The sequence below is a fragment of the Streptomyces sp. V4I23 genome (genome assembly GCF_030817975.1).
Taxonomy (GTDB): Bacteria; Actinomycetota; Actinomycetes; order Streptomycetales; family Streptomycetaceae; genus Streptomyces.
On record NZ_JAUSZW010000004.1, the window covers coordinates 2,495,738 to 2,508,542 of the forward strand.

At 72.7% G+C, this 12,805-nt stretch carries 11 protein-coding genes; 7 read left to right on the forward strand and 4 right to left on the reverse strand.

Going from position 1 to position 12,805, the window contains the following annotated elements; genetic code table 11:
• Nucleotides 1-94 precede the first annotated feature (94 nt).
• From QFZ82_RS13335 to QFZ82_RS13350, 4 genes are all read left to right on the forward strand, one after another.
• Nucleotides 95-733, forward strand: coding sequence for an AIM24 family protein (locus QFZ82_RS13335; protein WP_307713380.1), 639 nt, complete (start codon nucleotides 95-97; stop codon nucleotides 731-733).
• Nucleotide 734: 1 nt separating this feature from the next.
• Nucleotides 735-1,385, forward strand: coding sequence for an AIM24 family protein (locus QFZ82_RS13340; protein ID WP_307713381.1), 651 nt, complete (start codon nucleotides 735-737; stop codon nucleotides 1,383-1,385).
• Nucleotides 1,382-2,164 (forward strand): AIM24 family protein, encoded by a 783-nt coding sequence (locus tag QFZ82_RS13345; RefSeq protein ID WP_307713382.1) that lies wholly within the window; start codon nucleotides 1,382-1,384, stop codon nucleotides 2,162-2,164. The genes QFZ82_RS13340 and QFZ82_RS13345 overlap by 4 nt, the downstream gene beginning before the upstream one ends.
• A 126-nt stretch (nucleotides 2,165-2,290) precedes the next feature.
• The gene (locus QFZ82_RS13350; protein WP_307713383.1) at nucleotides 2,291-2,767 is read left to right on the forward strand and encodes a MarR family winged helix-turn-helix transcriptional regulator; all 477 of its coding nucleotides are present in this window, start codon (nucleotides 2,291-2,293) and stop codon (nucleotides 2,765-2,767) included.
• A 48-nt stretch (nucleotides 2,768-2,815) separates the two neighbouring features.
• On the opposite strand, the gene QFZ82_RS13355 is transcribed toward QFZ82_RS13350, so the two are convergent.
• Together QFZ82_RS13355 and QFZ82_RS13360 are read right to left on the reverse strand one after the other, a co-directional pair.
• A complete protein-coding gene (locus tag QFZ82_RS13355; RefSeq protein ID WP_307713384.1) occupies nucleotides 2,816-4,243 on the reverse strand; it encodes a HAMP domain-containing sensor histidine kinase in 1,428 nt (475 codons plus the stop codon).
• Nucleotides 4,240-4,905, reverse strand: a complete 666-nt coding sequence (locus tag QFZ82_RS13360) for a response regulator transcription factor (RefSeq protein ID WP_307713385.1) — start codon at nucleotides 4,903-4,905, stop codon at nucleotides 4,240-4,242. The genes QFZ82_RS13355 and QFZ82_RS13360 overlap by 4 nt, the downstream gene beginning before the upstream one ends.
• Nucleotides 4,906-5,027: 122 nt before the next feature.
• Between QFZ82_RS13360 and QFZ82_RS13365 the strand changes: the two genes are divergently transcribed.
• Nucleotides 5,028-5,660, forward strand: a complete 633-nt coding sequence (locus QFZ82_RS13365; protein WP_307713386.1) for a PepSY domain-containing protein — start codon at nucleotides 5,028-5,030, stop codon at nucleotides 5,658-5,660.
• 179 nt (nucleotides 5,661-5,839) lie between these two features.
• Here the strand turns inward: QFZ82_RS13365 and meaB are convergent, their stop codons facing one another.
• Both meaB and QFZ82_RS13375 read right to left on the reverse strand, forming a co-directional pair.
• On the reverse strand, nucleotides 5,840-6,796 hold the full coding sequence (meaB, locus tag QFZ82_RS13370) for a methylmalonyl Co-A mutase-associated GTPase MeaB (protein ID WP_307713387.1): 957 nt from the start codon (nucleotides 6,794-6,796) through the stop codon (nucleotides 5,840-5,842).
• Nucleotides 6,797-6,831: 35 nt separating this feature from the next.
• Nucleotides 6,832-8,034: an acetyl-CoA C-acetyltransferase gene (locus tag QFZ82_RS13375; RefSeq protein WP_307713388.1), complete on the reverse strand. Its 1,203-nt coding sequence runs from the start codon at nucleotides 8,032-8,034 to the stop codon at nucleotides 6,832-6,834.
• A 144-nt stretch (nucleotides 8,035-8,178) separates the two neighbouring features.
• Here QFZ82_RS13375 and mce point away from each other — a divergent pair, with 144 nt between their 5' ends.
• The gene (gene mce / locus QFZ82_RS13380) at nucleotides 8,179-8,607 is read left to right on the forward strand and encodes a methylmalonyl-CoA epimerase (protein ID WP_177147620.1); all 429 of its coding nucleotides are present in this window, start codon (nucleotides 8,179-8,181) and stop codon (nucleotides 8,605-8,607) included.
• A 167-nt stretch (nucleotides 8,608-8,774) separates the two neighbouring features.
• Nucleotides 8,775-12,785, forward strand: a complete 4,011-nt coding sequence (scy, locus tag QFZ82_RS13385) for a polarized growth protein Scy (RefSeq protein WP_307713389.1) — start codon at nucleotides 8,775-8,777, stop codon at nucleotides 12,783-12,785.
• The last annotated feature ends 20 nt before the right edge of the window (nucleotides 12,786-12,805 follow it).

Genomic DNA, 12,805 nt, shown 5'->3' on the forward strand with positions numbered 1-12,805 from the left:
CATTGTGGCAGCTCTCTTTGCCAAGCCTTTATCAGGGTCCGAGTCCTCCCCGAGAATGCTGTCCGGAGCACGGATCACCGGTTAACGTCAGCCCGTGGCAACGTTCCGACTCCAAGGCAGCAAAGTGCTCGCCGTCGACATGACCGGCGACGCCGTCAAAGCGAAGAACGGCTCGATGGTCGCGTACGACGGCCAGATGGCGTTCAAGAAGATGTCCGGCGGCGGTGAGGGCATCCGCGGGATGGTGACCCGCCGGCTCACCGGCGAGCAGATGGAGATGATGGAGGTGAAGGGGCAGGGCACCTGCTACTTCGCCGACCGCGCCAGTGAGATCAACCTGGTGCACCTGCACGGGGACAAGCTCTACGTCGAGTCGAGCAACCTGCTGTGCACCGACGGCGGACTGCGCACCGGCACCACCTTCACCGGCCTGCGGGGCGCCTCGCAGGGCAACGGCCTGTTCACGACGACCGTCGAGGGCAGCGGCCAGGTCGCCGTCATGTCGGACGGCCCGGCCGTCGTCCTGCGGGTGGCGCCCGCCTACCCGCTCTCCGTCGACCCCGGCGCCTACATCGCCCACCAGGGGAACCTGCGCCAGGACTTCCAGTCCGGTGTGACGTTCCGCACCTTCCTGGGCGAGGGCGGCGGCGAGGCGTTCCAGATCCGCTTCGAGGGCGACGGGCTGGTCTACGTCCAGCCCAGCGAGCGCAACACGGTGGGAGGGGACGTCTGACATGCCGTTCCGCGAGATCAACTCGAAGATGGTCGAGGCGACGATCGCTCCCGGCCAGAAGATGTTCAGCCAGCGGGGCGCGATGCTCGCCTACAAGGGCGAGGTGTCCTTCACCCCGAACATCCAGGGCGGCCAGGGCGGGCTGGCGTCGATGATCGGCCGCCGCGTGGCGAACGAGGCGACGCCGCTGATGACCGTCGACGGCAGCGGCACGGTGCTGTTCGGCCACGGCGGCCACCACATCCAGGTGATCCAGTTGACCGGCGACACGCTCTACGTGGAGGCCGACCGGCTGCTCGCCTTCGACGGGACGCTGCAGCAGGGCACGATGTTCATGGGCTCGCAGGGCGGGGTCATGGGCATGGTGCGCGGGCAGGTCACCGGCCAGGGCCTGTTCACCACGACCCTCAAGGGCCACGGCGCGGTCGCCGTGATGGCGCACGGAGGAGTGATCGAACTGCCGATCACCCCGGGCCGGGCTGTCCATGTCGACCCCCAGGCGTACGTCGCGCACCACGGCGACGTACGCAACAAGCTCTCCACGGCGCTCGGCTGGCGCGACATGGTGGGGCGCGGCTCGGGCGAGGCGTTCCAGCTGGAGCTCAGCGGCAGTGGTGCTGTGTATGTCCAGGCGTCGGAGGAGAAGCTGTGAGCACGCCCGTCATTCTCGACCCGACGACCCTGCCGAGCGACGACAACGTCAACGCGCACACCTTCTGCGTGGAACTCAAGGGCAGCCAGTGGTTCCTGCAGAAGGGCAAGATGATCGCCTACTACGGGCGCATCGAGTTCAACGGAATCGGCCACGGCCGGCTCGACCGGCTGATGCGTACGTCGTTCCACTCGCCGCTGCACGCGGGCGACTGGGTGGTCGCCGAGGGCAGCGGCAAGATGCTGCTCGCCGACCGCGCCTTCGACGTCAACTCCTACGACCTCGAGGACGGGAACCTCACGATCCGGTCGGGGAACCTGCTCGCCTACCAGCCGACGCTGGCGCTCAAGCAGTCGATCGTGCCGGGCTTCCTGACCCTGATCGGCACGGGCAAGTTCGTGGCCGGCTCCAACGGGCCGGTGGTGTTCATGGAGCCGCCGATCAGGGTGGATCCGCAGGCCCTGGTGGGCTGGGCGGACTGCCCCTCCCCGTGCCACCACTACGACCACGGGTACATGAAGGGCGTGATGGGCGGGCTGCGGGCCCTGACCGGCATCGGCGGGGCGTCCGGCGAGGAGCACCAGTTCGAGTTCGTGGGGGCGGGTACGGTGCTGCTGCAGTCGAGCGAGGCGCTGATGCCGGAGCCGGCGACGGGCGCCGTGACGCCGGAACCGGGCGTTCCGGGGAGCGGCGGGCCCATGGGCGGCGCGAGTCAGCACGGTTCGTCACCGCGCCTTCCCGGCCAGCTCGGTGACCTCCAGCGTCGCTTCGGCCTGTGAGCGGTAGTCTGCGGAGTGTGACGTCGAACGTCTGCGCACCTTGTGCGGCCTTCGGGTTGCGGCGGGTGCCGGACGTCACACCCCCCAACTTCGTCCGCTTTTCAACTTCTTAGGTAGAATCCATATATGGAGACCGAGACGGCCACTCGCTGGCTGACCGATGACGAGCAGTGCACCTGGCGCACGCATCTGGAGGTCAACAAGCTTCTGATGCACCAGCTCGAGAAGGACCTCCAGCCGTTCGGCCTGACCAACAACGACTACGAGATCCTGGTCAACCTCTCCGAGTCGGCGGACCAGCGCATGCGCATGAGCGACCTCGCCGCGGCCACGCTGCAGTCCAAGAGCCGCCTCTCGCACCAGATCACCCGCATGGAGAACGCCGGCCTCGTCCGGCGGGAGAACTGCGAGTCGGACCGGCGCGGTCTGTACGCGGTCCTGACCGACGAGGGCATCGCGACGATGCAGAAGGTCGCGCCGCACCACGTCGCCTCCGTGCGCAAGCACTTCATCGATCTGCTGACGCCTGAGGCCCTCGCCGACCTGCGGGAGTCCCTGACTCCGGTCGCCGAGCACCTGCGCGGACGGCGCGGCAAGCTCTGAGCGACCGAGCCGAGTGCCCCGGGGCCGCCACCCCGGCCCGCGCCCGCCCTACGACGGCTCGGCGGCACGCGGCAGGCTCAGCTCGAACAGCGCTCCTCCCGCCGGGGAACGGCTCACCGTGAGCGTTCCCCCGTGGCGCTGCGCCACGTCCCGGGCGATGGCCAGGCCCAGCCCCGCACCGCCCTCGTCCCGGCTGCGGGCGTCGTCCAGGCGGACGAACCGCTCGAAGATCCGCTCCCGCTGGTCCTCGGGCACGCCCGCCCCGTCGTCACCGACCGCGAACACGACCCGGCCGCGTTCCCCCCGTACGGACGCGGTGACCGAGGCGGCCGCGTGGCGCTGCGCGTTGTCCAGCAGATTGCCCAGCACCCGGACCAGCTGACCGCGCGATCCGGCCACGTCGAGCCCCTCCTCGGCGCTCACGGAGACCGATACCCGGTCGCCCGCCCTCTGCGCCACCTCCTCGCGCAGCAGCCGCGCCGCGTCGAGGCGCGTCTCCCCCGGCCGCTCCCCCGCGTCGAGGCGCGCCAGCAGCAACAGATCCGCGGCGAGCTGCTGGAGCCGTACGGTGTCCTCCACCGCTCCCGGCACGTCCAGCAACTCGGGGTGCGCCGCGCCCACTTCGAGCTGGGTGCGCAGCGAGGCGATGGGGCTGCGCAGTTCGTGCGAGGCGTCGGCGACGAACCGGCGCTGCCGTTCGACCGACGCCTCCAGCGCGGCCAGGGTCTCGTTGGTCGTGCGTGCCAGGCGGGCCACCTCGTCCCGCGAGCCGGGCTCCGGGACGCGGCGGGAGAGGTCCTCGGAGGCGGTGATGGCCGCCATCTCGCTCCTGATGTCCTCCACGGGCCTCAGGGCCCGGCGGGTCACCAGCCAGGTCACCGAGCCGACGACCGCGAGGAGCAGCGGCAGGCCGGCCAGCAGCGCGTCGCGGACGGTGCCCACGGCCTCCTGCTCTGTCGCCAGCGGGGCCCCGGCGTACACGGTGTAGGTCCGCTGCTCCCGGCCGGAGGTCACCTCGACGGCCGCGAACCGGTAGTCGGCGGCATCGCCGTCGACGGTGGCGGTGCCCGAGGTGAACCGCGGGGCGCCGTTCGCCACCTCCCCACGAGCCGGGTCGTCGTCGTCATCGTCGTCGTCATCGCCGCCGGGCGACGCCGGCGCCGACGGCTGGGGCGCGACACCGGTGCTCGACGTCCCGGAGACGGCGTCCAGGCCCTCGCTGACGGCGGCCACCCGCCCGCCCTCCTCGACGACCTGCACGGGCCGTTCCTCGTCGTCCGGCAGCTCCAGCCGGTCCGGCGGCGTGTCGAGGGCGATCTGGGAGGCCACCTCCCGGGCCACGACCTCGGCCTGCAGGTCCGTCCGGTCGATGAGGTTGGAGCGCAGCGCCAGCAGCACGGCCGCCCCGGCGGCGATCAGCGCGACGGCGACGACGAGGGTGGCGCCGAGCGCGGCGCGTGCCCGTACGGACCTCATGACGCCGCCACCAGGCGGTAGCCGGCGCCGCGCACGGTCTGGATGCGGGCGGCGCCGAGCTTGCGGCGCAGGGAGCTGATGTACACCTCGACGATGTTGGGATCGCCCTCGTAGGCGAAGTCCCAGACGTGTTCGAGGATGTCGGGCTTGCCGACGACCTCTCCGGCGCGGCTCGCCAGCTGCTCCAGCACCGCGAACTCCTTGGCTGTCAGGGCCGCTTCGTCCTCCCCGCAGAACACCCGTCGGGCGGCCGTGTCCACGCGCAGGTCGCCGACGGCCAGCACGGGCGAGCCGCCGGCCCGGCCGCGGCGGCGCAGCAGGGCCTTCACGCGGGCGACGAGAACGACGTACGAGAAGGGCTTGGTCAGGTAGTCGTCGGCGCCGGTGTCGAGCCCCTCGGCCTCGTCGTACTCGCCGTCCTTGGCGGTGAGCATCAGGATGGGCACGTCGTGACCGGCGGCGCGCAGGGCGGCGCAGACCCGGTAGCCGTTCATGCCGGGGAGCATGATGTCGAGCACCACGAGGTCGTGCACACCCTCGGCGGCGCGGTGCAGCCCCTCCAGGCCGTCGTGGACGACGTCCACGGCGTACCCCTCGGCCGTCAGCCCGGCGGCGAGGGACAGGGCGAGCCGCTTCTCGTCCTCCACGATCAACAACCTCATGCGCTCAGGGTCGCAAACCGTGGCTGAAGATCTCTTCAGGTGGCTTCAGGCCCGGTTCAGCATCGCGCGGCGAGATTGGTTCCTGTCGCGACCGGCGACGAACACGACTCGGGAGGAACCTCATGAAGCGCAACCTGGTGATCGCGACCGTCGCGGCGGCCGTGCTGGTGGGCGGCGGCGCGTACACGGCGGTGGCGGTGTCGGCCGACGACAGCCCGTCGGCGTCCGCGCCGGCGTCGCGCTCGGTCCAAAACCGCAACGACGACCGGGACGACGACCGCGCCGAGCGGCCCGCGGGCGGGTTCGGTGCCGCCGAGGCCGTGGCGGCGGCTCTGAAGCACACACCGGGGACGGTGGCCTCCGTGGACCTCGACGACGACGGAGCGGGCCACTGGGAGGTGGAGGTCGTCGGCAGGGACGACGACCGCGAGCACGAGCTGAAGGTCGACGCGAGGACTGGCGCGGTGCGGGCCGACGACCGGAACGACGACGACCGCGACGACCGCGACGACGACCGTGCCGCGCTGCGCGCCGCGTCGGTGGACGCCCGCGAGGCGCTGGAGGCCGCGCTGAGGTCCCACCCGGGCGCGACGGTGACGTCGGTCGACTTCGACGACGACGGGGGCGACCACTGGGAGGTCGAACTCCACGAGGGCAAGGGCTCGGACGACGAGGCCGAGGTGATGGTCGACGCCAGGACTGGCGACGTGTCGCGGGAGAAGGCTGCGGCAGACGACGACGGCGCGGACGACTGACGCGAGGCTTCACCCCGCCCGTTCCCGTAACCGGGGGCTCCGCCCCCGACCCGCGCCTCAATCGCCGGCGGGGCTGACTTTGTCAGCCCGTCCGGCGATCGAGGACACCGCGCGAAGCGCGGTACGGGCCCGGGCGGAGCCCGGTTCGGGAAGGGGCGGGGCGGGAGGCCCGCCCCCGGCTACGACTGCGTCAGGCCCGCCACCAGTTCGTCCGCCGCCCGGTACGGGTCCAGCTCGCCCGCCACGATGCGCGCCGCCAGCGCGCCCAGGCGGCGGTCGCCGTGGAGGTCGCCGATGCGTTCGCGCAGGGCCGTGACCGCGATCGTCTCGACCTCCGTCGCCGCCCGGCGCGCGCGGCGCTCCGCGAGGACGCCGTGCTCCTCCATCCACGCCCGGTGCTTCTCCAGCGCCTCGACGACCTCGTCCACGCCTTCGCCCCGCGACGCGACCGTCTTGACGATCGGCGGCCGCCAGTCACCGGGGCCGCGGGCCTCGCCGAGGCCCAGCATGTGGTTCAGCTCCCGGGCCGTCGCGTCCGCGCCGTCCCGGTCCGCCTTGTTGACGACGTACACGTCGCCGATCTCGAGGATTCCCGCCTTCGCCGCCTGGATGCCGTCGCCCATGCCGGGCGCGAGCAGCACCACGGAGGTGTCGGCCTGGGAGGCGATCTCCACCTCCGACTGGCCGACGCCCACCGTCTCGACGAGGACCACGTCGCAGCCGGCCGCGTCCAGGACACGGATCGCCTGAGGCGCCGCCCAGGCCAGGCCGCCCAGATGGCCGCGGGTGGCCATCGAGCGGATGTAGACGCCCGGATCGGAGGCGTGGTCCGACATCCGGACGCGGTCGCCCAGCAGCGCCCCGCCCGAGAACGGCGACGACGGGTCGACGGCCAGGACGCCGACCCGCTTCCCGGCCCGCCGGTAGGCGGAGACCAGCGCCGAGGTGGAGGTGGACTTGCCGACGCCCGGAGAGCCCGTCAGCCCGACGACGTACGCCCCGCCGGTCAGCGGCGCCAACGCCGCCATGACCTCACGGAGTTGCGGCGCCGCACCCTCCACGAGTGAGATCAGCCGGGCCACGGCCCGCGGCCGGCCCTCCCTCGCCTGGGCGACCAGCTCGGGGACGTCCACCATGGTGCTGCTCCGATCCTCGTCGGGTACCGACTGTCCTACTTGGCCGGGACGCGGACGATCAGCGCGTCGCCCTGACCGCCGCCGCCGCACAGCGCGGCCGCACCGACACCGCCGCCGCGGCGCTTGAGCTCGAGCGCCAAGTGGAGCACCACCCGCGCGCCGGACATGCCGATGGGGTGGCCGAGCGCGATCGCGCCGCCGTTCACGTTCACCTTTTCCGGCGAAACGCCCAGGTCCTTCATTGACTGGTGGGCAACCGCGGCGAAGGCCTCGTTGATCTCGATGAGGTCGAGGTCGGAGACCTCCAGGCCCTCCTTCTTCAGGGCGTGCCGGATGGCGTTGGACGGCTGCGACTGCAGCGAGTTGTCGGGGCCGGCCACGTTGCCGTGGGCGCCGATCTCGGCGATCCACTCCAGGCCCAGCTCCTCGGCCTTGGCCTTGCTCATCACGACGACGGCGGCGGCGCCGTCCGAGATCTGCGAGGAGGTGCCCGCGGTGATCGTGCCGTCCTTCGCGAACGCGGGGCGCAGCTTGCCCAGCGACTCGGCGGTGGTCTCGGCGCGGATGCCCTCGTCCTTGGAGAACAGGATCGGGTCACCCTTGCGCTGCGGGATCTCGACGGGCGTGATCTCCGCCTCGAAGAGGCCGTTCTTCTGCGCCGCGGCGGCCCGCTGGTGGGAGAGCGCCGCGATCTCGTCCTGCACGTCGCGCGGGATGCCGAGGCGGGTGTTGTGCTTCTCCGTCGACTCGCCCATGGCGATGTTCTCGAAGGCGTCGGTCAGGCCGTCGTACGCCATGGCGTCGAGCATCTCGATCGCGCCGTACTTGAAGCCCTCGCGGGACTTGGGCAGCAGGTGCGGCGCGTTCGTCATGGACTCCTGGCCGCCGGCCACGATCACGTCGAACTCGCCGGCACGGATCAGCTGGTCGGCGAGCGCGATGGCGTCCAGACCGGACAGACACACCTTGTTGACGGTCAGGGCCGGGACGTTCATCGGGATTCCGGCCTTGACCGCGGCCTGACGGGCGGGGATCTGGCCGGCGCCCGCCTGGAGCACCTGCCCCATGATCACGTACTGCACCTGGTCACCGCCGATGCCCGCACGGTCGAGGGCGGCCTTGATGGCGAAGCCGCCGAGGTCGGCGCCGGAGAAGGACTTGAGCGAGCCGAGCAGACGGCCCATGGGCGTACGGGCACCCGCGACGATCACGGAAGTGGTACCGGTCGTTCCAGACATGTGCACGATCCCCTTTCAGCCGCAGCTGAGGAGTGAACGAGGGTTTACTCAAATGTACTGAGCGGTACCGTCGCCGGTCACCGGTCGGCCGGTGTGATCGCGCGCACGTTGCGTAACCGGCCGCCGGGGCGCTGCACTGGAGCAATGCTGACGCGAATCGACCACATCGGGATCGCCTGTTTCGACCTCGACAAGACTGTCGAGTTCTACCGTGCGACCTACGGCTTCGAGGTCTTCCACTCCGAGGTCAACGAAGAGCAGGGCGTGCGGGAGGCCATGCTCAAGATCAACGAGACGTCCGACGGCGGCGCCTCCTACCTCCAGCTCCTGGAGCCCACCCGCGAGGACTCCGCGGTGGGCAAGTGGCTGGCCAAGAACGGCGAGGGTGTGCACCACATCGCCTTCGGGACGGCGGACGTCGACGGCGATGCCGCGGACATCCGCGGCAAGGGCGTACGCGTCCTCTACGACGAACCGCGTATCGGCTCCATGGGGTCGCGCATCACCTTCCTGCACCCGAAGGACTGCCACGGCGTTCTCACCGAACTCGTCACCTCGGCAACGGAGCACTGACCGACACGATTCCCGGCCCGGTAGAGTGGGCCGTTCCGGGCCGGGGCCGGGTCGGGGCCGTGCCGCGTCTCCGTCGTTGATCTGTCACCATTCCCCGGGGGGCCGTTCGCCGGCGAACGGTGCTCGTGTGGAGACAGTTGCGACCAGGGGACGGATGGGACCGCGCAGTGCGGGGCTACGAACGCCAGGAGAGCCACCGAGCTGACGACGACCACCTCTCGCGGTTCGAGGCCGAGATGGACCGGCTGAAGACCGAGCGGGAGAAGGCCGTCCAGCATGCCGAGGACCTCGGCTACCAGGTCGAGGTGTTGCGCGCCAAACTCCATGAGGCGCGCCGGACCATCGCCTCCCGCCCCGCGTATGACAGCGCCGACCTCGGCTACCAGGCCGAGCAATTGCTCCGTAATGCCCAGATCCAGGCGGACCAGCTGCGCTCGGACGCCGAGCGGGAGCTGCGCGAGGCGCGCGCCCAGACCCAGCGCATCCTGCAGGAGCACGCCGAGCACCAGGCGCGCCTGCAGGCCGAGCTGCACGCCGAGGCGGTGCAGCGCAGGCAGCGTCTCGACCAGGAGCTGGCCGAGCGCCGCCAGACCGTCGAGTCGCACGTCAACGAGAACGTCGCCTGGGCCGAGCAGCTGCGCGCCCGCACCGAGTCGCAGGCGCAGCGTCTGCTGGACCAGTCCCGCGCCGAGGCCGAGCAGTCCCTCGCCGCGGCACGCGCCGAGGCCGCCAGGATCGCCGAGGAGGCCCGTCGCCGGCTCGGCAGCGAGGCCGAGGCGGCCCGCGCCGAGGCCGAGGCGATCCTGCTGCGTGCCCGCAAGGACGCCGAGCGGCTGCTGACCGCCGCCTCCAACCAGGCGCAGGAGGCGACCTCCCACGCCGAGCGGCTGCGGTCGTCGACCACGGCCGAGTCCGACCAGGCCCGCCAGCAGGCCACCGAGCTCAGCCGTGCCGCCGAGGCGCGGATGCAGGAAGCGGAGGAGAAGCTCCGCGAGGCGCGGGCCGAGGCCGAGAAGCTGGTCACCGAGGCCAAGGAGTCCGCGGCCAAGCAGCTTTCGTCGGCCGAGTCGGTCAACGAGCAGCGCACGCGCACGGCCAAGGCGGAGATCGCCCGTCTCGTCGCCGAGGCGACCAAGGAGTCCGAGGCGCTGAAGGCGGACGCCGAGCAGGCGCTCGCGGACGCCCGCGCCGAGGCGGAGAAGCTGGTCGCCGACGCCACCGAGAAGGCCCGTACGGCCGCGGCCGAGGATTCGGCCGCCCAGCTCGCGAAGGCTGCCCGCACCGCGGAGGAGGTGCTGACCAAGGCGTCCGAGGACGCCAAGGCGACCACCCGTGCGGCGAGCGAGGAGGCCGAGCGGATCCGGCGCGAGGCCGAGGCCGAGGCGGACCGGCTGCGCGGCGAGGCGGCCGAGCAGGCCGACCAGCTCAAGGGCGCGGCGAAGGACGACACCAAGGAGTACCGCGCCAAGACGGTCGAGCTGCAGGAGGAGGCGCGCCGGCTGCGCGGCGAGGCCGAGCAGCTGCGGGCCGAGGCGGTCGCCGAGGGCGAGCGGATCCGCGGCGAGGCGCGGCGCGAGGCCGTCCAGCAGATCGAGGAGGCGGCGAAGACCGCCGAGGAGCTGCTGACCAAGGCGCGTACGGACGCGGACGAGCTGCGGACGAAGGCGGCGGCCGACTCCGAGAAGGTGCGCACCGAGGCGATCGAGCGCGCCACCACGCTGCGCAAGCAGGCCGAGGAGACGCTGGAGCGCACCCGCGCGGAGGCCGACCGGCTGCGTGCGGAGGCCGAGGAGCAGGCGGACGGCATGCGCGCGGCGGCCGAGGCCGCCGCGGACCGGCTGCGCGAGGAGACCGAGCGCGGCGTCGCGGCCCGGCAGGCGGAGGCGGCCGAGGAGCTGACGCGGCTGCACAGCGAGGCCGAGGCCCGGCTCGCGAGCGCCGAGGAGAACCTGACCGAGGCCCGCGCGGAGGGCGAGCGGATCCGCCGCGAGGCGGCGGAGGAGACAGAGCGGCTGCGGGCCGAGGCCGCGGAGCGGCTGCGTACGCTCCAGGCGCAGGCCGAGCAGGAGGCGGAGCGGCTGCGCGACGAGGCCGCGGCCGACGCGTCGGCGGCCCGTGCGGAGGCCGAGTCCGTCGCCGTACGGCTCACCAGCGACGCGGCGGCCGAGGCGGAGCGGCTGCGCACCGAGGCGCAGGACACCGCCGACCGGGTACGGGCGGAGGCCGCGGCGGCCGCCGAGCGGGTCGGTGCGGAGGCCGCCGAGGCGCTCGCCGCCGCACAGGAGGAGGCGGCCCGCCGGCGGCGGGCGGCCGAGGAGACCCTCGAGTCCGCGCGCGCCGAGGCGGGCCAGGAGCGCGAACACGCCCGCGAGCAGAGCGAGGAGCTGCTGGCGTCGGCCCGCAAGCGGGTCGAGGAGGCCCAGGCCGAGGCGCAGCGGCTCGTGGAGGAGGCCGACCGGCGGGCCACCGAGATGGTCTCGGCCGCCGAGCAGACCGCCCAGCAGGTCCGGGACTCCGTCAGCGGGCTGCAGGAGCAGGCCGAGCAGGAGATCGCCGGACTGCGCAGCGCCGCCGAGCACGCGGCGGAGCGCACCCGCAGCGAGGCGCAGGAGGAGGCGGACCGGGTCCGCGCCGACGCGTACGCGGAGCGGGAGCGGGCCTCCGAGGACGCGGCCAGGCTGCGGCAGCGGGCCCAGGAGGAGACGGAGGCGGCGCAGGCGCTGTCCGAGCGGACCGTCGCCGAGGCGATCGCGGAGGCGGAGCGGCTGCGGGCGGAGTCCTCGGAGTACGCGCAGCGGATGCGTACGGAGGCGTCGGACTCGCTGGCATCCGCCGAGCAGGACGCGTCGCGGGCGCGGGCGGAGGCGCGCGAGGACGCCAACCGGATCCGTTCCGAGGCGGCGGCGCAGGCGGACCTGCTGGTCGGCGAGGCGACCAGCGAGAGCGAGCGGCTGCGCACGGAGGCCGCCGGGGTGCTGGCCGCCGCGGAGGCGGACGCGACACGGCTGCTCACCGAGGCCGAGCAGATCAAGGTGGACGGCGAGGCCGAGGTCGAGCAGATGCGCGCGGCCGTGCGCGCCGACCGGGAGCAGGTGCTCGACGAGGCGCGGAAGGCCGCGGACAAGCGGCGTGCCGACGCCGCGGCGCAGGCCGACCAGCTGATCGCCGAGGCGACGAGCGAGGCCGAGCGGATCGCGGCCGAGTCGGCCGCCGACGCGGAGCGGATGCGGGCGGAGGCCGCCGAGACGGTGGGTTCCGCGCAGCAGGCCGCCGAGCGGATGCGGGCGGAGGCGGAGCGGCACCGCGCCGAGACGCAGGCCGCTGCCGAGCAGCTGCGCAACGAGGCGCGCGCCGAGGTGGACCGGCTGCTGGACGAGGCGCGCACGGAGGCGGCGAAGCGCCGCGCGGACGCGGCCCAGCAGGTCGACCAATTGATGGCCAAGGCGCAGGAGGAGGCGCTGCGCGCGGCCACCGAGGCGGAGGAGCAGGCCGACACGATGGTCGGCGCCGCCCGCAAGGAGGCCGAGCGGATCGTCGCCGAGGCCACCGTCGAGGGCAACGCCCGGGTGGAGAAGGCGCGTACGGACGCCGATGAGCTGCTGATCGGCGCGCGCCGGGACGCGACGGCGATAAGGGAACGCGGCGAGGAGCTGCGGGCCCGGGTCGAGAGCGAGATCGAGGAGCTGCACGAGCGGGCCCGCCGGGAGACGGCGGAGCAGCTGAAGACGGCCGGCGAGCGTGTCGACAAGCTGGTCAAGGCCGCCGAGCAGCAGCGGGCCGAGGCGGAGGCCAAGGCCGAGGCGCTGGTGTCGGACGCCGATTCCGAGGCCGGCAAGGTCAGGATCGCCGCCGTGAAGAAGGCGGAGGCGCTCCTGAAGGAGGCCGAGACCAAGAAGGCCGAACTGATCCGCGAGGCCGAGCGCGTGAAGGCCGAGGCCGATCGCGAGGCCGAGCGCACGATCGCCGAGGGCCGGCGGGAACTCGACGTGCTGGTGCGCAGGCGTGAGGACATCCAGGCCGAGATCTCGCGAGTCCAGGACGTACTCGAGGCGTTGGAGTCCTTCGAGGCGCCGACGGGGGGTAAGACTTCGGCCAATGGCGGCTCGGGAGCGGGAGCCGTCAAGGCGGGAGCGTCAGCAGGAGGTACACGTTCGAGTGGCAAGTCGTCCGACGACTAGCCACTCAAAAGGCTGGACAT